Origin of the sequence: Streptomyces sp. NPDC048278, from assembly GCF_040652195.1 — a bacterium.
Classification (GTDB): domain Bacteria; phylum Actinomycetota; class Actinomycetes; order Streptomycetales; family Streptomycetaceae; genus Streptomyces.
The window spans coordinates 90,151-112,436 of sequence record NZ_JBEZLP010000032.1 but is presented as its reverse complement, the minus strand read 5'-3'; the positions used below and the strand labels follow the sequence as shown (position 1 = coordinate 112,436).

Below are 22,286 nucleotides of genomic sequence, written 5' to 3'. Positions count from 1 at the left end.
CCGCTCAGACGCGGTAGCGGCGCAGCGCCGGGACGGCGGCGGCCAGGGCCAGCATCACCGCCACCACCAGCAGCCCGCCGCCCGCGACCGCGGCGCGCGGCCCGAAGACCGAGCCGGCGGTGCCGTGCAGCACGTCGGCCAGCCGCGGACCGCCCGCGACCACGACGGTGAACACGCCCTGCATCCGGCCGCGCATCTCGTCGGTGGCGGCGGACAGCAGGATCGCGCCGCGGAAGACCATCGAGACCATGTCGGCGACCCCGGCGGCGGCCAGGAAGGCCACGGCGACCCAGAGGTTGCGGCTCAGCCCGAACCCGGCGACGGCCGCACCCCAGCCGACCACCGCGGCGATCACCATCAGGCCGTGCCGGCGGGCCCGGGAGAAGGTGCCGGAGAAGAGCCCGCCGAGGACCGCGCCGACCGGGATCGCCGCGAACAGCAGACCGAGCGCGAGCCCCTCGCCGTAGGCGCCGTAGGTCTCCGCGGCGAGCTGCGGGAACAGGGCGCGGGGCATGCCGAAGACCATCGCGATGATGTCCGCGAGGAACGACAGCAGCAGCACCTTGTGCATGGAGATGTACCGGAAGCCCTCGGCGATCTCGCGCACCCCGGCCCGCCGCGCCGTCGCGCCCGCCAGCGGCGGCAGCGCGGGCAGCCGGTAGACCGCCCACACCGTCACGCACAGCGCCAGCGCGTCGATCAGGTACAGCTCGGGCAGCCCGATGACGGGGATCAGCGCACCGGCGAGCAGCGGACCCACCACCTGCCCGGTCTGCATGACCGTCGAGCCGAGCGCGTTGGCGGCGGGCAGCTGCGCCTCGGGGACCAGCCGGGCGATGGAGGCGGTACGGGCGGGCGCGTTCAGTCCCCAGAACGCCTGCTGCATCGCGAGCAGCACCATCAGCGCGGCCACGGACTCCATGCCGACGGCCGCCTGGACGAAGAACAGCAGCGAGGTCACGCCGATGCCGATGTTCGTGATCAGCAGCAGCCTGCGGCGGTCCATGGTGTCGGCGACCGCGCCGCCCCACAGCGCGAACACGATCAGCGGCAGCAGCCCGGCGAGGCTGGCCGCGCCGACCCAGGCGGACGACCCGGTGATGTCGAAGATCTGCTTGGGCACGGCGACGGCGGTCAGCTGGCTGCCGACCGAGGTGACGATGGTCGACGTCCACAGCCTGCGGTAGGCGGGGATGCGCAGCGGGCGGGTGTCCATCGCCCAGCGCCGCCAGCCGCTCCGGGGCGGGGCGGCCGTGGGGTCGTCGTCGGGGGTCTGTATGCCGGACTGGGTGCCGCTCTCGCTGGTGTCCACGGAGTTCCTGGTGTCCTGGTCTTCTCGGTGCCCGCTACATCTTTTCTGTTGCAGGTTCACTATCGCAGCAACTTCCGTGGCCGCCGAACCGCCTGTCCCAGCATGCGGCCGGCGGCAGGCCCGAGCGCCTCAGGATCCCGTCACGAGCATCAGGCCGAGCCCGATCATGGTCAGCGCCACCAGCCCGTCCAGCACCCGCCAGGCGGACGGCCCGGCGAGATACCGGCCGAGCAGCCGGGAGCCGAAGCCCAGGGCACTGAACCAGCAGAGGCTGGCCAGGGCCGCGCCGAGGCCGAAGGTCCAGCGCAGGTCGCCCCGGTCGGCGGCGAGGGAGCCGAGCAGGAAGACGGTGTCCAGGTAGACGTGCGGGTTCAGCCAGGTCATGGCCAGGCAGGTGAGCACCGCCCGGCGCCGGGACCCCGCCGCCTCGCCCTCGGTGCGCAGGCCGCCGGTGCCGGGCCGCAGGACCCGGCGGGCGGCCAGGGCGCCGTAGCAGAGCAGGAAGGCGCCCCCGACCAGTCCGACCGCGCGCACCGCGCCGGGCCAGGCCACGACGATCGCGCCCACCCCGCCGACGCCGAGCGAGATGAGGGCGGCGTCGGAGAGCGCGCAGATGCCGACGACCACGAGGACCGCGTCACGGCGGATGCCCTGGCGCAGCACGAAGGCGTTCTGGGCGCCGATGGCGACGATGAGCGAGAGGCCGCTGCCGAAGCCCGCGGCAGCGGCGGCGAGAGAGCTGGACATGCCCTCGACGCTACGGAATCGATCACTGTGGGTACAGCTAAAGATTTTTACGTACCCTTAGCACAACTGAAGACAGACGGGAGTGGGCCGGTGGAGCTTCCCCTCGACCAGGTTCGGACGCTGCTGGCGGTGGTGGACGAGGGCACGTTCGACGCGGCTGCCGCGGCCCTGCATGTGACGCCGTCGGCGGTCAGCCAGCGGGTGAAGGCGCTGGAGCAGCGCACGGGCCGGGTGCTGCTGCAACGCACCAAGCCGGTGCGGCCGACGGAGTCGGGCGAGGTGCTGGTCCGCTTCGCCAGGCAGCTGGCCCGGCTGGAGCGGGACGCGCGCGGTGAGCTGGGCATGAGCGGCGCCGGGGAGCCGACCCGGGTGCCGGTCGCGGTCAACGCGGACTCGCTGGCGACGTGGTTCCTGCGGGCGCTGACCGGGCTGCCGGGCGTCTACGTCGAACTGCGGCGGGAGGACGAGGACCACACGGCGGCTCTGCTGCGGGAGGGGCTGGTGATGGCGGCGGTGACCTCGTCGCCGGACGCGGTGCCGGGGTGTTCGGTGCGGGCGCTCGGGCGGATGCGGTACCTGCCGGTGGCTGCGCCGGAGTTCGCAGCGGCGCGGCTTTCGGGGGCGCTGCCGGATGTGCTCGCCGAGGCGCCGGTGGTCGTGTTCGACCGGGTCGACGACTTCCAGGACGGGTTCGTACGGCGGCTGGGCGGTGCGGGCGCGAGTGCGCTGCGGCACTACGTGCCGACGTCCGAGGGGTTCGTGGACGCGGTGACGGAGGGGCTGGGGTGGGGGATGGTGCCGGAGCCGCAGGCGGAACCGCGGTTGCGGGACGGGCGGTTGGTGCGGCTGGGTGGGCGGCGGGAGCTGTGGGTCGACGTGCCGTTGTTCTGGCAGCAGTGGAAGCTGGATTCACCGGCGCTGGGGGCGGTGGCGGAGGCGGTGGTGCGGACGGCGGGGGGTGCGTTGCGCCAGCCGTAGGGGGGGCGGCCGATGGTCGTGCGGGTGGCTGGGGGTGGGTCGCGCCCACGCGGCGGAGCCGCACATTTGCACAGCCCCGCGCCCCTGAAGGGGCGCTCCGGGCCGGGGCGTTCACAAGGACCGTTCCGCGCTGTCCAGGAGCATTTCCAGGGCCGTCGGGTAGGCGCTCGTCACCATCCGCTTCGCCAGCAGGCGGGACGCCTCCGCGATGCGCGGGTGGGTGGTGTGCGGGAGGCGGGCGTAGGTCGAGTGCCATTTGTCCTCGTCGGCTCGCTGGGAGTCCTTCGGCAGGGTCAGGGAGGCGGCGTCGAGGGCGGCGAAGGCGAGGGTCTGGTCGATGAAGGCGTGGTAGACGCGCACGGTCTCGGCGAGTGAGAAGCCCGCCGTGCGCAGGACGTCCAGGACCGCCTCGTCGGCGGCGAGTTCGTGGGCCCGGCCGGTCACGCGGCTCGTCGTCAGCAGGGCCGCCTGCGGGTGGGCGACGTACTGCGCGTGGATGCGCAGGCCGATGGCCCTCAGGTCCGTCCGCCACTCCCCCGTCGGGGTCCAGCCGGCCAGCGCCTGGCCGATGAGGGCGTCGCCGATCGCCAGGGTCAGGTCGTCCATGCCCCGGAAGTAGCGGTACAGGGTGCTGGGGTCGCAGTCGAGGGCGAGGCCCAGGCGGCGGGCGGTCAGGCCGGTGCTGCCGTGCTCGCGCAGCAGGCGCAGCGCGGTCTCCACGATCAGCCGCTCGGAGAGCACCGTGCCGCTGCGGGTGGGACGCCGCCGACGCCGCTTTTCCTCCGGTACAACCGTTTTGGGCATCGTGTGCTCCCTGCCGTTCTTATGCCAACGCCATTGACCTTACGTGACCACCCGGCGTTTCATTCCGGCCAAGGCGCCCCCCATGTCCGACTTCGCTCTCTGGCACAGAAGGAGATTCCCGCATGCGTGTACTGCTCGTGGGAGCCGGTGGTGTGGGCACCGCCGTCACCCGGATCGCGGCCCGGCGGCCGTTCTTCGACCTGATGGTGGTCGCCGACTACGACCCGGCCCGCGCCGAGGCGGCGGTGACGGCCGTCGGCGACGACCGGTTCCGCGCCGAGCGCGTCGACGCCGGTGACGAGGCGGCCGTGGCCGCGCTGCTGGCCCGGCACGGCTGCGACGTGCTGCTCAACGCCACCGACCCGCGCTTCGTCATGCCCCTGTTCCGGGCCGCCCGCAAGGCCGGCGCGGACTACCTCGACATGGCGATGTCGCTGTCCCGTCCGCATCCGGAGCGGCCCCACGAGGAGTGCGGCGTCAAGCTCGGCGACGAGCAGTTCGCGCTGGCCGGGGAGTGGGAGCAGACGGGCGCGCTGGCGCTGGTCGGGATGGGGGTGGAACCAGGTCTTTCGGACGTCTTCGCCCGGTACGCGGCCGACGAGCTCTTCGACGAGATCGAGGAGATCGGCATCCGCGACGGCGCGAACCTGACCGTGGACGGCTACGACTTCGCGCCCTCCTTCAGCATCTGGACCACCATCGAGGAGTGCCTCAACCCGCCCGTCGTCTACGAGCGGGAGCGCGGCTGGTTCACCACCGCGCCGTTCAGCGAGCCCGAGGTGTTCGACTTCCCGGACGGGATCGGACCGGTCGAGTGCGTGAACGTCGAGCACGAGGAGGTGCTGCTGGTGCCGCGCTGGGTGGACGCGCGGCGGGTCACCTTCAAGTACGGGCTCGGGCGCGAGTTCATCGAGACGCTCAAGACGCTGCACCTGCTGGGTCTGGACCGCACCGCCCCGGTGACGGTGCCCGGCCCGGACGGCCCGGTCGCGGTCTCGCCCCGGGACGTGGTCGCCGCCTCGCTGCCGGACCCGGCGACGCTCGGCGAACGCATGCGCGGCAAGACCTGCGCGGGCACCTGGGTGCGCGGGCTGAAGGACGGACGGGAACGGGAGGTGTATCTCTACCACGTTGTGGACAACCAGTGGTCCATGGCGGAGTACGGTTGTCAGGCCGTGGTGTGGCAGACGGCCCTCAACCCGGTCGTCGCCCTCGAACTCCTGGCCACCGGCGCGTGGTCGGGCTCGGGCGTCCTCGGCCCGGAGGCGTTCCCGGCCCGCCCGTTCCTCGACCTGCTGACCGAATACGGCTCCCCCTGGGGTCTGCGCGAGCAGTGACCGCCCGCGAATCCTGCGGGACTTGGCCGTTTCAGCCGCGCCCGGACCGGTGACCCGGAACCGAGCAACACGCATCTGAAACGGCTGAGTCGACTTGGATCGCAGGTGACTTCGATGGACGACTGGCGAGACCACGCCGAGTGCCGCTACGAGGACCCCGACCTCTTCTTCCCGATCGGGACCACCGGACCGTCGCTGCACCAGACCCGGCGTGCGAAGGCGGTGTGCGAGCGCTGCCCGGTGCAGGACCCCTGCCTGCGCTGGGCGATGGAGACCGGGCAGGCCGTCGGCGTCTGGGGCGGCACCACCGAGGCGGAGCGCCGGCTGCTGGCGCGGCGCCGGCAGCGGGCGGCGCGCCGGTTCAGCTGACGTCGGCCGGGGCCGGCGCGGCCGGCAGCCGGAGGGTGAACTCGGCGCCCTTGCCGGGTTCGCTGCGCACCTCGGCGGTGCCGTCGTGGGCGGCGAGCAGATGGCGCACGATCGGCAGGCCGAGGCCGCTGCCCCCGGTACGGCGGCTGCGGGACTTCTCCGCGCGCCAGAACCGCTCGAAGACGTGCGGGAGATCGTCGGCGGCGATGCCGGGACCGGTGTCGGTGACGGTGAGGACGACGACGTCACCCGCGCGGCGGGCGGACAGGGTCACCGTGCCGTCGGCGGGGGTGTGCCGGATGGCGTTGGAGACCAGGTTGCCGAGGGCCTGCCGCATCCGTACCGGGTCGGCGTCGAGCCAGGCGGTGCCGTCGGTGTCGGTCAGCAGGGTGACTCCGGTCGCGTCGGCGGCGACGCGATGGGCGGCGGCGACCTGCTCGACGAGGTCGGCGGCGCGCACCGGTTCGCGGTGCACGCGCAGGGTGCCGGCGTCGGCGGCGGCCAGGTCCTGGAGGTCGTCGATGATCCGCTGCAGGACCAGCGCCTCCTCGTGCAGGGAACCCAGCAGGGCCGGGTCGGGGTCGACCAGGCCGTCCCGGGTGACCTCCAGCCAGCCGCGGATGTTGGTGAGCGGGCTGCGCAGTTCGTGGGCGATGTCGCTGACCATCGCCTTGCGCTGCTCCTCCAGGCGTTCCCGGCGCTCGGTGAGGTCGTTGAACGCCTCGGCCAGCAGCCCGGTCTCGTCCCGGGTGCGCACCGGTGCCCGCACGTGCAGCTCGGGCGGCTGCTGCGCGGCGGCGGTGAGCGCGCGCAGCGGTCGTACCAGGCGCATGGCGACGACGGCGGTGACGGCGACCGTGACGGCGAGGACCAGGCCGGCCGCGCCGACGATCTTCGTCTTGTTGGCCCGGGACATGTCGAAGCGGGGTGCGGTCTGGTCGCCGATGCCGAGGAAGAGCTCGGCGGCCGGGGCGACGTACGGTTCGAGCTGGGTGCGCCGGGCGTTGAGAACACAGCTCTTCGCGACCTGGTCCATCGCCCGTCCGGCGTCCCCCTTGTTCGTCTCTTCCTTCTCGCCCTTCCTGGTGAAGAGGAAGCCGCCGGTGACCGGGGTGCGCCCGGTGGTGTCGTAGGTGAGGAAGAGCTTGCCGCCCAGGTCCATGTCGTGGGCCTGGAGGCAGGGGCGGGCCAGGCCGGTCAGCGCGGTGAGGGCACTCGTCTCGCTGCCGGTCGGGAAGTCGAGCGTCGAGTTCCGGCCGGTGACCCCGGTCATGACGAGGTCGCCGCAGCCGTACTTGTAGGAGAAGGAGGTGTCCGTGCCGTCCTCGACGACCAGATAGGGCCGCCCGCTCGGGGTGTGCTGGACGCTGGTGCCGGCGGTGAACCGGTCGAAGCAGGACTTCTGCTTCTCCGCGACCAGGTCCATCTTCCTGCGTTCGGCCGCGGTGAGCCGGTACGGGCCGACCGCGCGCGGGTCGATGCCGCTGAGCTGGGCGCCGAACTCGGTGTAGGTGTCGGTGTGCAGGGGGTCCACGGCGGCGGCCGGCCGGGGTGGCAGCGGGGTGTCCTGGGGTGCCGAGTCGGCGATCAGCGTGCGGTCGGCGGTGGTCAGGGCGATCCTGCGGCCGGTCTTCGCGGCCAGCGCCCGCACGGTGTGCCGGACCCCGCTCCAGTCCGGGTGGTCCGCCGCGTACCCGCTGAGCTCGGCGAGGATCCTGTTGTCGGCGGCCAGGTCCTGCCCCTGTTCCTCCTCCAGTGCGCTGGTGGTGGTGGTCACCGCGAGCCAGGCGGTGGCGGCCACCGAGCAGACGGCGATCAGTACCGAGGTGAACAGCAGCCTGACCAGCAGCCGTTTGCGCCACGGTATCCGGGGCCTCACGGCTGCCTGCCGCTCAGCTTGTAGCCGACGCCGAACACGGTCACCAGCCGCACCGGCCGCCGGGGATCGGCCTCGATCTTCCGGCGCAGGTTCATCACGTGGACGTCGACGGCCCGTTCGGTGGAGGACCGGTCGAAGCCCCGGGTGCACTGGAGCAGCTGCCGCCGGGTGAAGACCCGGTCGGGTTCCCCGGCCATGGCGAGCAGGATCTGGAACTCGGCCGGGGTCACCTCCACCGGCTCCCCGTCGCAGCGCACCGCGTGCCGCACCGGATCGACGCTGATCCCGGCGGCGGTCACGGCGGGTTCCTCCTCCCGGACCGGGGCGGCCCGCCCGCTGCGCCGCAGGACGGTCCGGATCCGGGCCATCAGCTCGCGCGGGCTGTACGGCTTGGTCATGTAGTCGTCGGCGCCCAGCTCCAGGCCGAGCAGCACGTCGTCCTCGTCGGAGCGGGCCGTGAGCATCAGCACCGGGATCTCCGGGTCGCCGCCGCGCAGCACCCGGCAGACGCCGAAGCCGTCGATCACCGGGAGCATCAGGTCGAGGACGACCAGGTCGGGCCCGAGCCGCCGGGCCGCGTCCAGCGCGGCGGCCCCGTCGTGGACCACGGTCGCGCTGTGCCCCTCGGCGAGCAGCGATCTCCGGATCAGCTCGGCCTGCATCTCGTCGTCCTCGGCGACCAGCACATGCGCACACACGAGTTCGAACCCTAGCTCTCTACCGGGCGAGCCAGTCGGCGTGCCCCATGACGACGACGGGATGCCGGTCCGGGTCGAGGGTGCGCAGCAGCTCCTTCATGTGCGCCTTGGCGACACTGACGCAGGCGTGCGTCGGACCGCCGTGGTCGACATGCAGCCACACGCCGCCGCCCCGCCCGGCGCCCATCGGCCGGGTCCAGTCGAGCGGTGACGTGCCCGGCTCCCGGTTGTAGTTGATGGCGATCACGTAGTCGAAGGACCCTTCCAGCGGCTCGCCCTCGAACCCGGTACCGGGCGAGGTGAAGCCGTAGGAGTGGTGGTACGGCAGCCTGCTCCCCGGGTCGGCGAGCAGGCCCCCGGCGTCGGTGAGCCCGTACACGCCGACGGGCGAGCGCAGGTCCCCGGCCATGTGGTGCTCGCTCCAGCCGTCCCTGCCGTTGTGCGCGGGCCAGGTGGCACCGGTCTGCCAGACGTCGTCGTCCCGTTCGTACAGGGCGACGGAGGACACCGGTGAGTTCCTGCCCCGCCCGCGGGCGACGACGACCTGCTCCGCCCGCCCCGGTATGGCGGCGGTCGTCTTCGGCCCGAGCCCGGGTATGCCGCTCGGCTGCGGGCTGTTGCTCTCGGGTGTGGGGGAAGCCGTCACCTGCACCGGCCGGTCGTCCCCCGACCGACTCGGCGCGGCCTCGGCGCCTCCCCCGCATCCGGAGAGCAGGAGGGGGGAGGCGGAGAGGAGGGCAACAGCAGTTCTGCGATGGATCATGCAACCGACCCTGACCGACGAATGTAAGAAACTCGTCAGCTTTCAGCGCCCGTTGCCGAAGGCGCCCCGTCAGGGGCGCGGGGAACTGCGCGAGAACCCCCCACCGGCCGGCAGCCGAACCGCTACGGCTTGCCCTTCTTGTACAACCACGTCTGGAACAAGGAACCGAGGTCCTTCCCCGACTGCACCTCCGCCAGCTTCACGAACTCCGCGGTGGTCCCGTGCCCGTACCGGTGCTCCGAGGCCCACGCCCGCAGAATCCGGAAGAACACCGGATCCCCGACCGTCTTGCGCAGCTCGTGCAGGGCCATCGCGCCCCGCGCGTACACCGGCTCACCGAAGATGTTCTCGCCGCTGCCCGGATCCCCCGGCGGGTACTCCCACAGCGCGTCGCTCGCCGGCTTCGCGTACAGCGCGTCGAAGGTCTTCTGCGCGCTGTCGCCCCCGTGCTGCTCGCTGTACAGCCACTCGGCGTACGTGGCGAAGCCCTCGTTGAGCCAGATGTCCTTCCAGGCGGTGAGGGAGACGGAGTCGCCGAACCACTGGTGGGCGTTCTCGTGCACGAGCGTGCTCAGATCCGGCGCCGAGTCGTAGATCGGCCGGCCCTGCGTCTCCAGCGCGTACCCGACGCTCGGCGCGTGGTCGACGATCGACCCGGCGGAGCGGAACGGATACGGCCCGAACAGCTTGCTCTCCCACTCCAGCACCGAGGGCAGCTTCTTCAGCACGGCCGCCGACCCGCTCGCCTCGCGCGGGTCGACCGCGTTGTAGACCTTGATCCCGTCCCGGGTCGTGTACTGCTGCACCGTGAACTTGCCGACGGTGGCGGTGGCGAGGTAGGCGGCCATCGGCTCGGCCTGCCGCCAGCGGAAGGTCGTGCTGTTCCCGGACGTGTGCCGGGCGACGAGGACGCCGTTGGCGACGGCGGTGCGGCCCTTGGGGACGGTGATCGTGAAGTCGTACGACGACTTGTCCTTGGGGTGGCTGTTGGCCGGGAACCAGGTCATCGCGCCCTGCGGCTCCCCGGCGACGAACGCGCCGTCGTCCGTGCGGATCCAGCCGTCGGCCGAGCCGTCGGGGTCGGTGACCTGCTTGGGCGTGCCGTTGTACGCCACGGTGACCCGGAAGTCCCGGCCCTTCGCCAGCGCCCGCGCCGGCGTGACGACGAGTTCCTGTCCGGTGCGGCTGAAACGGGCGGTCCGGCCGTCGACGGTCACCCGGGTGACCTTCAGGCCGCTGAGGTCGAGGTCGAAGCGGGTCAGCTTCTCGGTGGTACGGGCGGTGAGGACCGCCTTGCCGTCGAGGTGCCGCGAGGTGGTGTCGTAGCGGAGCGTCAGGTCGTAGTGGCTGACGTGGTAGCCGCCGTTGCCGCTGAGCGGGAAGTACGGGTCGCCCGCGCCCGCGGCGCCGACCGTGCTCGCCGAGGCTGTCCCGGCGGCGGCGAGCAGGGCCGCCACGGCGACCGGGACGGTGCCGAGGACGGCCTCGCGGCGGAGGACTGCGGTACGTCTGCTTGCGCCCTGCACATGGACTCCTAGGGGGGTGGCCGATGATCAGTGGCCCACAGACTAGGCGCGCGGGTGTCCGCGTTTCCCCCTCATTCTGGTCAAGCCGCGCCGCGTCGGCAGCTCGTGGAGCGGGGCCGCCGCTTACGCTCGCGGCACCGTCAGCGAGCCGAGAGGTGCATCGACCGTGAGCGTGCGCGTGCGCAGGATCTATGAGTCGCCCGAGCCTGCGGACGGGCTGCGCGTCCTGGTGGACCGGCTGTGGCCGCGCGGGCTGTCCAAGGAGGTCGCGCACGTCGACGAGTGGCCGAAGGGCCTGACCCCGTCGGACGAGCTGCGCCGCTGGTTCCACGCGGGCGGGACGTACGAGGAGTTCGTCGGCCGCTACGAGGCGGAACTGGCCGCCCCCGAGGCCGCCGAACTCCTCGACGGCCTCCGGGAGTTGACCCGTAAGGGCCCAGTGACCCTGCTCACCGCGTCCAAGACCCCCGACGAAAGCCACGCCACGGTACTGGCGCGACTCCTGACCGCCTGAGCGGCAAGCGCCCCGAAAGGGGCGCGGGGAACTGCGCGACCAGCCACGACGGAGCCGCAGACGAAGACGGCGCAGGCAGCGCGTCGCGGCACTTCCGGCACACCTCTCAGGTGGTCTGCTTCGCCGCCGCCCGTCCCGCCGCCCGCCCCGAGAACAGGCAGCCGCCGAGGAACGTGCCCTCCAGCGCGTTGTACCCGTGCACACCGCCGCCGCCGAAGCCGGCCACCTCGCCGGCCGCGTAGAGCCCGCCGATCGGCTGCCCGTCGGCACCGAGGGCCCGGGAGTCCAGGTCGGTCTGGATGCCGCCGAGGGTCTTGCGGGTGAGGACGTGCAGCTTGACGCCGATCAGCGGTCCGGCTGCCGGGTCGAGGATGCGGTGCGGGGTAGCGACCCGGCCGAGGCGGTCGCCGATGTAGCGGCGGGCGTTGTGGATGCCCTGGACCTGGGAGTCCTTGCTGTAGGAGTTGCCGATCTGCAGGTCGCGGGCGACGATCTGGCGGCGCACCTCGGCGGCGTCGAGGAGCGCCTTGTCGGTGAGGCCGTTCATCTTCTCGACGAGCTGGTCCAGCGAGGTCGCGGTCACGAAGTCCGCGCCGTGGTCGAGGAAGGCCTGCACCGGGCCGGGCGCGCCCTTGCCGAGCAGCCGGTCGCGCAGCACGGCCTTGCGGTCCTTGGCGGTGATGTCGGGGTTCTGCTCGGAACCGGAGAGCGCGAACTCCTTCTCGACGATCTTCCGGGTGAGGACGAACCAGGAGTGGTCGTACCCGGCGATGTCCTCGGTGGTGCGCAGGTGCCGCAGGGTGCTGAGGGTGTCGTAGCCCGGCAGGCAGGGGTCGGGCAGGCGGCGGCCGAGGGCGTCGAGCCAGACGGAGGACGGGCCGGGCAGGATGCGGATGCCGTGGCCGGGCCAGATCGGGTTCCAGTTCTGGATGCCCTCGGTGTAGTGCCACATGCGGTCGCGGTTGACCAGGCGGACGCCGGCCCCGGCGCTGATGTCGAGCATCCGGCCGTCCACGTAGGCGGGAACGCCGGTGACCATCTCGGCGGGGGGCGTGCCGAGGCGTTCGGGCCAGTAGCGGCGGACGATGTCGTGGTTGGCGCCGATGCCGCCGGTGGTGACGACGACGGCCTGGGCGGTGAGTTCGAAGTCGCCGATGCGGTCGCGGTTGGAGGAGACACCGCGCGCCGAGTCGTCGGGGGCGAGGACGGTGCCGCGGACGCCGCGCGCCTCGCCGTCCTCGATGACGAGCTCGTCGACCTGGTGGCGGTGGTGGAAGGTGAGCAGTCCGTCGCGGGCGGCCTGCCTGGCGTACCGGACGAAGGGCTCGACCACGCCGGTGCCGGTGCCCCAGGCCACGTGGAAGCGGGGCACGGAGTTGCCGTGGCCGTCCGCCCGCAGGTCGCCGCGCTCGGCCCAGCCGACGGTCGGCAGCAGGCTGATGCCGTGGCCCTGCAGCCAGGGCCGCTTCTCCCCGGCCGCGAACTCGACGTAGGCCCGGGCCCAGCGCACCGCCCAGGAGTCCTCGTCCTCCTTGCGGTCGAACTGGGCGCTGCCCTGCCAGTCGTTCCAGGCCAGGTCGAGGGAGTCCTTGATGCCGAGCCGGCGCTGCTCGGGCGAGTCGACGAGGAAGAGCCCGCCGAAGGACCAGAACGCCTGGCCGCCGAGGTTGGCGGCGTTCTCCTGGTCGACCAGGGCGACGCGCCTGCCCCTGCTGGTGAGTTCGTGCGCCGCGACCAGGCCGGCGAGACCGGCTCCGACGACGATGACGTCCGCGTCCATGGCGTCGCCCCTTCTTATCCGAATCGGGTGCTGCCGTCCGTCAGCAGCGCGGTGAGCAGTTGTTTGAGCCAGGCACGGGCCCGGTCCACGTCCTTGTCGAGCAGCAGCTGGGTGGTGACTCCGTCGTACGCGGCGACCACGGCGTGCGCGGCGTCCTCGACGCCGCCGAGGACGGCGGGGAGCGGGGCGTGGCCGCGAGCCCGGAAGAGCCGGTCGGCGATGGCCTGGCGCAGCCGGGCGCGGTGGTCGAGGAGGGCTTCGGCGACGGCCGGGTCCCGGGCCGCGTGCACCAGGAAGTCGGTCTTCACCAGCAGCCAGTCCACGTCGAGGAGGAGCACGTCGGTGACCCGGTCCACGGAGGCCGGTACGTCCAGGTCGGGTCCGTCGCCGGCGAGGGCGTCGGCGACCTGCTGGGCGATGAGGTCGGCGCGTTCCCGGTAGAGGGCGAAGAACAGCTCGTCGAGAGTGGCGAAGTTCGAGTAGAAGGCGCCCCGGCTGAACCCGGCGGCCTCGCAGACCTCCTCGATGGAGACCCGCCCGAAGCCCTTGGCGGCGAACACGGTGAACGCGGCGTCGAGCAGCCGGGCGCGGGTCTGCACCCGCCGCCGGGTCACGCGCGGGTGCGCACCGCCGTCCACTGCCATGTGCCGACCTCCGTTCGATACGCGAATGTATCGAATACATCGATGTATCGAAAGAGGCCGGCACAAACCCGGCCGTCGCAGATCTGGCCGCCGCAAGCCCGGCCGTCGCGTACCCGCCGGAGAGCAAATAGGAACAGATTTTCGATTACGGAGTACGCTTGGCTCATGGCCACGCACCTCCAGGGCTCCCTGTTCGACCAGACCGACGAGCTGCGGCTCGGCACCCTCGACGGCATCGGCCGGACCGTGCTGGGCTCCGGCGCCTGGATCGACGTGCTGCCCGGCTGGCTGAGCGGCGCCGACGCGCTGTTCGAGGAGCTGGCGGCGGACGTCCCCTGGCACGCCGAGCGCCGGCAGATGTACGACAACGTCGTGGACGTACCGCGCCTGCTCGCCTTCTACGGCGCCGCCGACCCTCTCCCCCACCCCGTCCTCACCGCGGCCCGCGAGGCGCTCACCCTGCACTACGCCGAGGAGCTGGGCGAGCCGTTCGCCACGGCCGGGCTCTGCTACTACCGCGACGGCCGGGACAGCGTGGCCTGGCACGGCGACCGGATCGGGCGGGGCGCGCGAGAGGACACCATGGTCGCGATCGTCTCCGTGGGCGCACCGCGTGACCTGCTGCTGCGCCCGCTGCGCGGCGGCCCCTCGGTCCGCCGCCCGCTCGGCCACGGCGACCTGATCGTGATGGGCGGCTCCTGCCAGCGGACCTGGGAGCACTGCGTGCCGAAGACGGCCCGGGCCGCCGGACCGCGGATCAGCATCCAGTTCCGGCCGCACGGGGTGCGCTGACCCGGATCCCCGTCAACCGGTGCCCCCGTTCATGTGGTTGGCTGTCCTCCGTTTCGAACTGCACGAACGGGCGGGCCGGGGAGATCATGCGCGCTGAGGTACACGAAGTCGCCACGGGCACCTATCTGGTGCACGGGCACCACACCAACTGGGTGATCCTCAAGGACGGGGACGCCGTCACGCTGGTGGACACCGGCTACCCCGGGGACCGGGAGGGGCTGCTCGGCTCCCTCGCGGAGGTGGGCAGTTCACCGGAGGCGGTCGCGGCCGTCCTGATCACGCACGCGCACAACGACCACCTCGGCTCGGCCGAGTACCTGCGCGACACCCACGGCACGCCGGTCTACCTGCACGAGGCCGAGGTGCCGCACGCCCGGCGGGACTACCTCCAGCAGGTGGCCGTCGGCGACGTGCTGAAGAACGCCTGGCGGCCCGGTGTGGTGCCGTGGCTGGTGCACGTGCTGCGCGTCGGCGGCACCGAGCAGCACCCGGTCAAGGCGCCCGAGGCGTTCCCGGTCGCCGAAGGTCCTCTCGACCTGCCGGGCCGCCCGGTCCCGGTGCACACCCCGGGCCACACCGACGGGCACACCGTCTACCACCTGCCCGGCGCCGGTCTGGTGATCTCCGGGGACGCGCTGGTCAGCGGCCACCGCACCTCGCGGATCGAGGGCCCGCAGCTGCTGCCCGACATGTTCCACCACGAGCGGGCCCGGGCCGTCGCCTCGCTGGAGCTGATCGGCGCCCTCGACGGCGACGCCCTGCTGCCGGGACACGGCCCGCTGCACCGGGGTTCGGTGCGGGCCGCCGCCGACCGGGCCCGGGAGCTGGCGTCGTAACCCGCCGGCCTTAAGGTTCCTCCCATGGCCTTGCAGATCAACGCCACCAATCCGGAGCACCCCGCGCTCCTGCTCGAACTCCCCTGGGACGTCCCGCTGGAGGAGTGGCCCGAGGACTACCTCGTGCCGCTCCCCCGCGGCATCTCCCGGCACGTGGTGCGCTACGCCCGGGCCGGCAGCGAAGTCATCGCGGTGAAGGAGCTGGCGGAGCGCCCGGCGCTGCGCGAGTACGAGCTGCTGCGCGACCTGGACCGGCTCACCATCCCCGCGGTCGACCCGCTCGCCGTGATCACCGGCCGTACCGACCCCGCGGGCGAACCCCTGGAGTCGGTACTGGTCACCCGGCATCTGGGCGGCTCGATGCCGTACCGCTCGATGTTCGAGACGACCATGCGCCCGGCCACCATGCACCGCCTCATGGACGCCCTGGCCGTCCTGCTGGTCCGTCTGCACCTGGCCGGGTTCGCGTGGGGCGACTGCTCGCTGTCCAACACCCTGTTCCGGCGGGACGCGGGCGCCTACGCGGCGTACCTGGTGGACGCCGAGACCGGCGATCTGCACTCGCAGCTGAGCAACGGGCAGCGGGAGTACGACCTCGACCTGGCCCGGGTGAACATCAGCGGGGAACTGCTCGACCTGGAGGCCTCGGGGGCGCTGCATCCCTCCCTGGACCCGATCGAGTTCGGCTTCGAGATCTGCACCCGGTACGGCGAGCTGTGGGGGGAGCTGACCCGGACCTCGGTGTATCCGGCGGGCAAGTACCACTACATCGAGCGCCGGATCCGGCGCCTGAACGACCTCGGTTTCGACGTCGCGGAGATGCAGATCCAGCACTCCTCCAACGGCGACTCCGTCACTTTCGTGCCGAAGGTCGTCGACGCCGGCCACCACCAGCGCCAGCTGCTGCGGCTGACCGGCCTGGACGCCGAGGAGAACCAGGCGCGGCGGCTGCTGAACGACCTGGAGAGCTGGATGGCCACCCAGGACGACTACGCCCCCGGCGATCCCCTCGCGGCCCGCCCCGAGGTGCTGGCCCACCGCTGGGTGCGGGACGTCTTCCGTCCGACCGTGCGGGCCGTGCCGCTGGAGCTGCGCGGCTCGATGGACCCGGCCGAGATCTACCACGAGCTGCTCGAACACCGCTGGTACCTGTCCGAGCGGGCACAGCACGACATAGGCCTCGACAAAGCGGTCGAGGAGTACATCGAGAACGTGCTGCCCAAGGCGAGGGAGACGCTGGAGCCGGTCACCCCGGAGTGAGCCCGGGGTGAACCCGGCCGGGCCGGCGCGCGGGTCAGTCGTGCGGGACGACGGCCACCGGGCAGTCGGCGTGGTGCAGCACCCCGTGCGCGACCGAGCCGATACGGGCGCCGACCGCCGTCCGGTGGGCGCGCCGCCCGACGACCATCAGCTGGGCCCGGCCTGCCACGGAGAGCAGCACCTGCCCCGCGCTGCCCATCTCCACGTGTTCGGCGACCGGCACCTGCGGGAACCGCTCGCGCAGCGGCCGGACCGCCTCGGCCAGCGCCTTCTTCTCGAAGGGCTCCATGCCGCCGGCCTCGTCGAGGAGCTTCAGGGAGCCCGGGCTGTAGGCGAAGACCGGCGGCAGGGTCCAGGCCCGCACCGCCCGGACCGTCGCGCCGCGGGCCGCCGCGGTCTCGAACGCGAACTCCAGGGCTGCCGCGCTGTCCTCCGGGGTGCCCTGCTGGCCCACGACGACCTCCCGTCCGGCGGCCTCCGCGGTGGGCCGGTCACCGGCGCGCACCAGGACCACCGGGCGTACGGCCTCGGCGATCACCTGCTGTCCGACGGAGCCGAGCAGGAACCCGACGACCCGGCCGTGCCCGCGCGAGCCAAGCGCCAGCAGCTCGGCCCCGGCCGCCGCTTCGGCCAGCGCCTCGACCGGGCCGCCCTCCACCACGTCCACGCTCACCGCGAGCCCCGGATAGCGTCCGGTGACGGTCCGCACCGACTCGGCGACCCCGTCGGACACCCATCCGCGCTGGGCCTCCCGGTCACCGCCCAGCGCCTCGTGCTCCTCGTACCGCCAGGCGTGCACCGCCCGCAGCGGGAGCCCCCGGCGGACCGCTTCCCGGGCCGCCCAGTCGAGAGCGGCGAGGCTCTCCTCCGTACCGTCGACCCCTGCCGTGAGCGGGCGTGTCATGCGCCGGCCTCCTCGTCTGTTCCGTGTCCGTGTGATCAGTTTTCCGCACTGACAGGTGCCCGCTGTGCACCCTCGTACCAGAGCGAAGGCAGGCGAACCCTGGCTCACGTCGCCGGCCGCGGTCGTGGAGGTCGTCGAGGCGGACGTCCCCGCGGCCGTCGCAGGCTGTCGCGCGGGGCGCGGCCGTCCCGGACCAGGCGGTCGAGCAGGTCGCGCGCAGCTGACCTCGCGGGATCCGGACCGGTACTTCGCCAGGCCGGGCAAGCCGGGTCGGCACCCGACCATGCGGTCGAGGCCGGCGAGGATCGACGGCTGCTTCGCCTTCCTCGAACAGCGCTGCGCGGGCGAGATCCTGCGGCGGTTCGGGGGCCGACTTCTTCGCCGGGTTGACGGTCGAAGACGAGCAGGAGGTGATCTCGTTGCCTGCCCTGCCTGCCGGCGGGAACCGCGGTTGAACGCGTGCAGCTCGCTGACTGAGAATGGTCTGGCTGGCCTGTGCCGTTTCGGCGGCTAACCGTTTTCAGGGGGGAAAATGGGCGGTAGCGCCTTTGGGGAGCTTCTGCGTGACTGTCGGCTCTCGACCGGCTGGACGCAGGAGGAACTGGCCGACCGGTCAGGGGTGTCGGCCCACTCGATCAGCGTGTTGGAGGCGGGGCGGCGACAGCCCCGGCTCTCCTCGGTGAGTCGGCTCGCGGAGGCCCTCGCGCTCGATCCGCGCCGCCGCGAGCAGTTCCTCGCGGCGGCGCGGATCGTCTCCGCTCCGGCCCGCTCGGCCGTCGCCCCCGCAACGGGGCAGCTGCGCCCGGGTGCGCCCTGCCAGCTCCCTTACGACACCCGGCTGTTCACCGGCCGGGTCCGGGAGCTCGACCAGCTGCTGGCGCTGTCCAGGTCGGCGCCCGCGGGCAGTGCTTCCGGGATGGTGGTGATCTCGGCGATCGACGGCATGGGCGGCGTGGGCAAGTCCGCGCTGGCTGTTCGCGTCGGGCACCGCGTGCGTGCGCAGTTCCCTGACGGGCAGCTCTTCGTGGATCTCCACGGCCACACGGCCGGGATCGCCCCGATCACCCCTGCCGACGCCCTGGACTGGCTGCTGCGTTCGCTGGGCGTGCCGCCGCAGCAGATACCCGAGGAACTGAGCAACCGAGCCGCCCTGTACCGGGAACGGCTCGCCGACACGCGCACCCTGATCGTCCTCGACAACGCTGCCAGCAGCGCGCAGGTGCGCCCGCTTCTGCCTGGCACGCCCGGCTGCCTGGTCCTGATCACCAGCCGCAATCGACTCACCGGCCTCGACGACGCACACAGCCTCGCTGTCGACGTGCTCCCCGACACGGACGCGGTGGCGCTGCTGTGCGAAGGCGCGGGTCCCGGTCGAGTCCCCGCCGGCCATCCGGCGGCCGACGAGCTCGTCCGGCTCTGCGGCCATCTGCCGCTGGCGATCCGCATCGCTGCTGCACGGCTGCGCCACCACCGCGGCCTGGACCTTCAGGACCTGGTGGACAGGCTCCGCGACGAGCACCGGCGCCTGGCCCATCTGACGGACGAGGACCGCAGCCTGACCGCTGTCTTCGCCACCTCCGTCGCCTCCATCGCTCCCGACGAACAGGGCCTGCTGCGGCTGCTGGGCCTCTTCCCCGGCCACGACGTCGACACCTGCGCTGTCGCCGCCCTGGCCGGCATCGACCACCGCACAGCGGAGCGGCTGCTGGAATCCCTGCTCCACCACAATCTGCTGGTCCAGCGCACCCCGGGCCGCTACCTCTTCCACGACCTCGTCGGTCTCTACGCCCGGTCGATGGCCGAGGACCAGACCTGGGAGACGGACCGCAACGCCCCGCTGCACAGGCTGGCGGACTACTATCAGGACGCCGCCGCGCGGGCCAACGAACATCTGGCACGCCGCACCCGCCCCGGCCGACACCTCGAGTCGGCGGCACCGGCCACCCTCCCCGCGCTGACCGACCGGCCCAAAGCCCTGGCCTGGATGCGCAACGAGCACCGGAACCTGTTCGCACTCCTCGGCCACCCCGCCCTCGCGGCCCGCCCCTCGTTCACGGTGTCGCTCTCCGCCGACGTGGCGGCATTCCTCCTGCTGGAGGGGCGCTGGAGCCAAGCCGCCGCACTGCACCAGTCCGCAGTGACCGCGGCGGCAACCGCCGGCGACCGCCGCGGCGAGGCGGACGCCCTCTGCGACCTGGGCCGAGCTCGGCATGCGACCGGCGACTACCGGGCCGCCGCAGAGCTGTACGCGAGAGCCCTCGCGATCCACCAGGAACTGGGCGACCGGTACGGCGAGGCCAACGACCTCCACGAGCTCGGCCGCATCCGGCTGCTGACCGGGGAGATCCGCGAGGCCGCCTGGCTGCACGAACAGGCCCTGACCGCCTTCCGGGCGCTCGGCGACCAGCTCGGCGAGGCCCGCGCGCTGTGCGACCTGGGCCGAGCCCGTCACTCCTCGGGCGACTCCCCGGCCGCGGTCGAGCTGACCTCGCAGGTACTCACCCTCTACCGGACCATGGGAGACCGCCGCGGCGAGGCCGCCGCCCTGCACGACCTGGCCTACATCCTGGACGAGATGGGCGACCGGAACAGCGCCGCGGAGTTCTACCAGGAGGCGCTGACGATCTACGAGGACCTCAACAGCGTGCAGGGCGTGGCCAACACTCTGCGCGGGCTGGGCCGAATCCGGCACGCCGTCGGCGACCACCGCGCCGCGGCCGAGCTGCACCAGCGCTCCCTGGACGCCTGCCGGGAGGCGGGCAGTCGGCACGGAGAGGCCGACTCGCTGCTCGGCCTGGGCCGGGCCCGCGACGCACTGGGTGAGGCCCACGACGCCCTCGCGCTCTACCAGCAGGCGCTGACGCTGTACCAGGAGATCGGCAGCCGTCCCGGCGAGACCAGCGCCCTGCTCGACCTCGGAGCCCTGACCGAGCGGACGGCGGACCCGCGCTCGGCGCTGACGCTCCACCAGCAGGCCCTGGAAATCGCCCGCGACACCCGCAGCCCACTGGACGAGGCGCGTGCCCTGGAAGGCGCCGCCCGCTGCGCCCTTGCTCTCGGCGACCACGCCGCCGCCCTGATCGGCCTTGAGGACGCCGTCGCCCTCTACAGCCGACTCGGCTCACCCGCCGCCGCGGAGGCCGCCGCCCGGCTCTCCGCCCTGCGGACCGATCCTGCTCCGGCCGCCGAGGGCCGCCCGCCACAGCGGTCCATCAGCACCTGGGCGCGATCGACTTCGTGACTACGCGATCGCGTGAGCGATGGGAGGGACCATCCGCAGAGCGCGCCGGAGAAGCAGCGCACAGGGTCGACAACTCCCCTCGCCAGGCCGTCGGGCACGAGAACGGCATCGCAGGAGAGACCCACAGGGACCTCGGCCAACTGCCCGCGCCCTCCAGCCGTCAGGTCAAAACGAGGTCCCGGCGTCCGGTGAACTCCGAACAGTTGCAGGGGACCGGCCGGCCCCGCAGCGGCGTCCGTCACCTCCTGGGAGAACACGGCGCGGCCTCAGAAGCACCGCCCATTGAGGCCGCGCTACGGGGAGAGGGTTGAAACCCCCTGATGTCGCGTCGGTTGACGACCAGACGACCAATGGCGACCATCTACGTCCTCGTCAGCGGTTGTGCCTCACGGTCCTTGCCTCCGTGCTTCGGCGTATCGAAGCCGACCGCTCACGGCCTCTTCCTGATCCGGAACCCGGGCCGGTCTCCGGGACCACCTCCACGAAGCCACCCTGTTTCCAGCATGCGGGCGAACATGCCGCTCCAGCCGGAGCCGTATCGCCTCGGTCCGAACGACAGGCGAACGTCAAGCTGCCGTCATGGAGGTGCTGTCCAGGGCCGCCGAGGATGTGATGCAACGGCAGGGCCGAGAACAGGGACCATCCCGGTACCCGTCGCCTCCTGCCGGCAGGAAGGACAGCTCCTATTGCCGTGAGCGCCGGGACGAAGACCCCGCCTGCGTCTCCCGGCTTTCCGTGTACTGCGGCACCGGGGCGCTCTCTTCACCGTGCAATCGACACCTCACACATTGTGTGCCCGGCCCCGCACGCCGGCGCCACCGATCAACCAGCCTGCCAAGGAGACCTCTTGAAAACGCTCGGTCATCTCGCCCGCTTCGCCACCATCGGCGCTCTGGTGCTCGGCGGCATCGCCGTCGGCACCTCTTCCGCCTCCGCCGCGACCAGCAATACGGGCTGCCGCGGCGACCAGCTCGACCGCAACGGGCACCCGCTCGGCTACGTCAATGTCGGCGGCGGTGTGTCCCTGGACTCGTGCATCGAGCCCGCCGCCGACGGCAGCAACGGCTTCTACGGCATCATCCGCGTTCAGGAGGCCCCCGGCAGCATGAGCGTGTTCCCGTGCGCGCAGCTGTACAAGAGTGACGGGTTCGGCCACTGGAACGAGGTGAAGGATCTGCACTGCACCGACATCGGGTGGCTGTCCGGCGGCCCTAACGGCCTGACGTATAACATCGTCACGCAGACGGTCGGTGGCCTGAACGGTGCCTACATGGTGAAGGTCGGCTTCTGGGGTACCCCCGGCGGAGCCCCGTACGGCTACTACGGTGACATCGAGTCGCCGGTCGCGTCGGTCTGGTAGATACACGCCCCTGGCTGACGCGATGGAGACTCCACTCGCCCACCGGGGGGGCAGTCTGGTCGGGCCGCTTCACGCCAGGCCGGCCCGAGCAGCGCAAACAACGGCAACGCGCAAAGGCCCGCAACGGGCCGCCACAGACTCAGAGGGAAGCACGCCTGGTTGGGCTCAAGGCATCACCAAGGCCGCCCTTGCTGGAGTCATCGTCGTCCCAGGCGTGGCTGTCGGCACCGGCAGCGCCTACGCCGACAGCGTGGGGATCGGCTCCTGCCACCACGTAGAGGACGACCGGAGGACGACCGCTGGCCTTCACTGTCACGGCCGGCACCCGCAACGACTGCACCCAGGCCGAAGCCGTCATCGACGCCATTCGCGTCGCCCGGCCCGGCCCGGGGCGTCCCCGCCGGCGCCCTGGAAGGGTCGTGGCCGACAAGGGCTACTCGGCCCGCAACTTCCGGGCCTACCTGCGCAGACGCGGAATCAAAGCGACCATCCCGGAGCGCGTCGACCAGCTGGCCAGCACACTCATCTGGCTCGACACCTGA

The 22,286-nt window shown here is 72.3% G+C and carries 19 protein-coding genes and 2 pseudogenes; 11 read left to right on the top strand and 10 right to left on the bottom strand.

Features of this window, described 5'->3' with window-relative positions; translation table 11 throughout:
* Positions 1-4: 4 nt before the first annotated feature.
* Positions 5-1,279 carry an MFS transporter gene (locus tag AB0D74_RS38915; RefSeq protein ID WP_362597775.1) on the bottom strand — a complete coding sequence of 425 codons (1,275 nt, stop codon included), beginning with the start codon at positions 1,277-1,279 and terminating at the stop codon, positions 5-7.
* A gap of 162 nt (positions 1,280-1,441) precedes the next feature.
* Positions 1,442-2,059, bottom strand: coding sequence for a LysE family transporter (locus AB0D74_RS38910; RefSeq protein ID WP_362597713.1), 618 nt, complete (start codon positions 2,057-2,059; stop codon positions 1,442-1,444).
* A gap of 90 nt (positions 2,060-2,149) precedes the next feature.
* On the opposite strand from AB0D74_RS38910, the gene AB0D74_RS38905 reads away from it, so the two are divergent.
* Complete coding sequence (locus AB0D74_RS38905) at positions 2,150-3,037, top strand: LysR family transcriptional regulator ArgP (protein WP_362597710.1); 888 nt, start codon at positions 2,150-2,152, stop codon at positions 3,035-3,037.
* A gap of 111 nt (positions 3,038-3,148) precedes the next feature.
* On the opposite strand, the gene AB0D74_RS38900 is transcribed toward AB0D74_RS38905, so the two are convergent.
* Positions 3,149-3,841 (bottom strand): TetR/AcrR family transcriptional regulator, encoded by a 693-nt coding sequence (locus AB0D74_RS38900; protein ID WP_362597707.1) that lies wholly within the window; start codon positions 3,839-3,841, stop codon positions 3,149-3,151.
* A 122-nt stretch (positions 3,842-3,963) separates the two neighbouring features.
* On the opposite strand from AB0D74_RS38900, the gene AB0D74_RS38895 reads away from it, so the two are divergent.
* Both AB0D74_RS38895 and AB0D74_RS38890 read left to right on the top strand, forming a co-directional pair.
* Positions 3,964-5,178, top strand: coding sequence for a saccharopine dehydrogenase C-terminal domain-containing protein (locus AB0D74_RS38895; RefSeq protein ID WP_362597703.1), 1,215 nt, complete (start codon positions 3,964-3,966; stop codon positions 5,176-5,178).
* A 114-nt stretch (positions 5,179-5,292) separates the two neighbouring features.
* Positions 5,293-5,547, top strand: coding sequence for a WhiB family transcriptional regulator (locus AB0D74_RS38890; protein WP_362597700.1), 255 nt, complete (start codon positions 5,293-5,295; stop codon positions 5,545-5,547).
* On the opposite strand, the gene AB0D74_RS38885 is transcribed toward AB0D74_RS38890, so the two are convergent.
* From AB0D74_RS38885 to AB0D74_RS38870, 4 genes are all read right to left on the bottom strand, one after another.
* On the bottom strand, positions 5,540-7,426 hold the full coding sequence (locus tag AB0D74_RS38885) for a HAMP domain-containing sensor histidine kinase (RefSeq protein WP_362597697.1): 1,887 nt from the start codon (positions 7,424-7,426) through the stop codon (positions 5,540-5,542). The two genes, AB0D74_RS38890 and AB0D74_RS38885, sit on opposite strands and share 8 nt — an antisense overlap.
* On the bottom strand, positions 7,423-8,124 hold the full coding sequence (locus tag AB0D74_RS38880) for a response regulator transcription factor (RefSeq protein ID WP_362597694.1): 702 nt from the start codon (positions 8,122-8,124) through the stop codon (positions 7,423-7,425). The genes AB0D74_RS38885 and AB0D74_RS38880 overlap by 4 nt, the downstream gene beginning before the upstream one ends.
* A 19-nt stretch (positions 8,125-8,143) precedes the next feature.
* Complete coding sequence (locus AB0D74_RS38875) at positions 8,144-8,887, bottom strand: L,D-transpeptidase family protein (RefSeq protein ID WP_362597691.1); 744 nt, start codon at positions 8,885-8,887, stop codon at positions 8,144-8,146.
* Positions 8,888-9,009: 122 nt separating this feature from the next.
* Positions 9,010-10,413: a M1 family metallopeptidase gene (locus AB0D74_RS38870; protein WP_362597688.1), complete on the bottom strand. Its 1,404-nt coding sequence runs from the start codon at positions 10,411-10,413 to the stop codon at positions 9,010-9,012.
* Positions 10,414-10,579: 166 nt separating this feature from the next.
* On the opposite strand from AB0D74_RS38870, the gene AB0D74_RS38865 reads away from it, so the two are divergent.
* Positions 10,580-10,927: a DUF488 family protein gene (locus AB0D74_RS38865; RefSeq protein WP_362597686.1), complete on the top strand. Its 348-nt coding sequence runs from the start codon at positions 10,580-10,582 to the stop codon at positions 10,925-10,927.
* A gap of 106 nt (positions 10,928-11,033) precedes the next feature.
* Here AB0D74_RS38865 and AB0D74_RS38860 read toward each other — a convergent pair whose 3' ends face one another.
* Both AB0D74_RS38860 and AB0D74_RS38855 read right to left on the bottom strand, forming a co-directional pair.
* Positions 11,034-12,707, bottom strand: coding sequence for an FAD-binding dehydrogenase (locus AB0D74_RS38860; protein ID WP_362597683.1), 1,674 nt, complete (start codon positions 12,705-12,707; stop codon positions 11,034-11,036).
* 14 nt (positions 12,708-12,721) lie between these two features.
* A complete protein-coding gene (locus AB0D74_RS38855) occupies positions 12,722-13,351 on the bottom strand; it encodes a TetR/AcrR family transcriptional regulator (protein WP_362597680.1) in 630 nt (209 codons plus the stop codon).
* Positions 13,352-13,516: 165 nt separating this feature from the next.
* Between AB0D74_RS38855 and AB0D74_RS38850 the strand changes: the two genes are divergently transcribed.
* From AB0D74_RS38850 to AB0D74_RS38840, 3 genes are all read left to right on the top strand, one after another.
* On the top strand, positions 13,517-14,143 hold the full coding sequence (locus tag AB0D74_RS38850; RefSeq protein WP_362597677.1) for an alpha-ketoglutarate-dependent dioxygenase AlkB: 627 nt from the start codon (positions 13,517-13,519) through the stop codon (positions 14,141-14,143).
* Positions 14,144-14,229: 86 nt separating this feature from the next.
* Entirely contained in the window at positions 14,230-14,979 is a 750-nt protein-coding gene (locus AB0D74_RS38845) for an MBL fold metallo-hydrolase (RefSeq protein ID WP_362597674.1), read from the top strand.
* 24 nt (positions 14,980-15,003) lie between these two features.
* Positions 15,004-16,239, top strand: a complete 1,236-nt coding sequence (locus AB0D74_RS38840) for a DUF4032 domain-containing protein (protein ID WP_362597671.1) — start codon at positions 15,004-15,006, stop codon at positions 16,237-16,239.
* 34 nt (positions 16,240-16,273) lie between these two features.
* Here the strand turns inward: AB0D74_RS38840 and AB0D74_RS38835 are convergent, their stop codons facing one another.
* The gene (locus AB0D74_RS38835; RefSeq protein ID WP_362597668.1) at positions 16,274-17,143 is read right to left on the bottom strand and encodes a universal stress protein; all 870 of its coding nucleotides are present in this window, start codon (positions 17,141-17,143) and stop codon (positions 16,274-16,276) included.
* Between the two features lie 532 nt (positions 17,144-17,675).
* Here AB0D74_RS38835 and AB0D74_RS38830 point away from each other — a divergent pair.
* The 4 genes and pseudogenes from AB0D74_RS38830 to AB0D74_RS38815 form a co-directional block, all read left to right on the top strand.
* Positions 17,676-20,384 carry a tetratricopeptide repeat protein gene (locus AB0D74_RS38830; protein WP_362597665.1) on the top strand — a complete coding sequence of 903 codons (2,709 nt, stop codon included), beginning with the start codon at positions 17,676-17,678 and terminating at the stop codon, positions 20,382-20,384.
* 353 nt (positions 20,385-20,737) lie between these two features.
* A pseudogene (locus tag AB0D74_RS38825) lies at positions 20,738-20,879 on the top strand (IS5/IS1182 family transposase); the annotation flags it as partial.
* Positions 20,880-21,231: 352 nt separating this feature from the next.
* Positions 21,232-21,744: a hypothetical protein gene (locus AB0D74_RS38820; protein ID WP_362597779.1), complete on the top strand. Its 513-nt coding sequence runs from the start codon at positions 21,232-21,234 to the stop codon at positions 21,742-21,744.
* A gap of 290 nt (positions 21,745-22,034) precedes the next feature.
* Positions 22,035-22,256 (top strand): annotated as a pseudogene (locus AB0D74_RS38815) (transposase); the annotation flags it as partial.
* Positions 22,257-22,286: the final 30 nt, after the last annotated feature.

What these genes read in the sequence shown, in the direction of transcription:
- AB0D74_RS38910 (WP_362597713.1), bottom strand. Translation starts at nt 2,059, where the DNA reads ATGTCCAGCTCTCTCGCCGCCGCTGCCGCGGGCTTCGGCAGCGGCCTC.
- AB0D74_RS38900 (WP_362597707.1), bottom strand. Translation starts at nt 3,841, where the DNA reads ATGCCCAAAACGGTTGTACCGGAGGAAAAGCGGCGTCGGCGGCGTCCC.
- AB0D74_RS38895 (WP_362597703.1), top strand. Translation starts at nt 3,964, where the DNA reads ATGCGTGTACTGCTCGTGGGAGCCGGTGGTGTGGGCACCGCCGTCACC.
- AB0D74_RS38890 (WP_362597700.1), top strand. Translation starts at nt 5,293, where the DNA reads ATGGACGACTGGCGAGACCACGCCGAGTGCCGCTACGAGGACCCCGAC.
- AB0D74_RS38875 (WP_362597691.1), bottom strand. Translation starts at nt 8,887, where the DNA reads ATGATCCATCGCAGAACTGCTGTTGCCCTCCTCTCCGCCTCCCCCCTC.
- AB0D74_RS38860 (WP_362597683.1), bottom strand. Translation starts at nt 12,707, where the DNA reads ATGGACGCGGACGTCATCGTCGTCGGAGCCGGTCTCGCCGGCCTGGTC.
- AB0D74_RS38855 (WP_362597680.1), bottom strand. Translation starts at nt 13,351, where the DNA reads ATGGCAGTGGACGGCGGTGCGCACCCGCGCGTGACCCGGCGGCGGGTG.
- AB0D74_RS38850 (WP_362597677.1), top strand. Translation starts at nt 13,517, where the DNA reads ATGGCCACGCACCTCCAGGGCTCCCTGTTCGACCAGACCGACGAGCTG.
- AB0D74_RS38845 (WP_362597674.1), top strand. Translation starts at nt 14,230, where the DNA reads ATGCGCGCTGAGGTACACGAAGTCGCCACGGGCACCTATCTGGTGCAC.
- AB0D74_RS38840 (WP_362597671.1), top strand. Translation starts at nt 15,004, where the DNA reads ATGGCCTTGCAGATCAACGCCACCAATCCGGAGCACCCCGCGCTCCTG.
- AB0D74_RS38835 (WP_362597668.1), bottom strand. Translation starts at nt 17,143, where the DNA reads ATGACACGCCCGCTCACGGCAGGGGTCGACGGTACGGAGGAGAGCCTC.
- AB0D74_RS38830 (WP_362597665.1), top strand. Translation starts at nt 17,676, where the DNA reads ATGGGCGGTAGCGCCTTTGGGGAGCTTCTGCGTGACTGTCGGCTCTCG.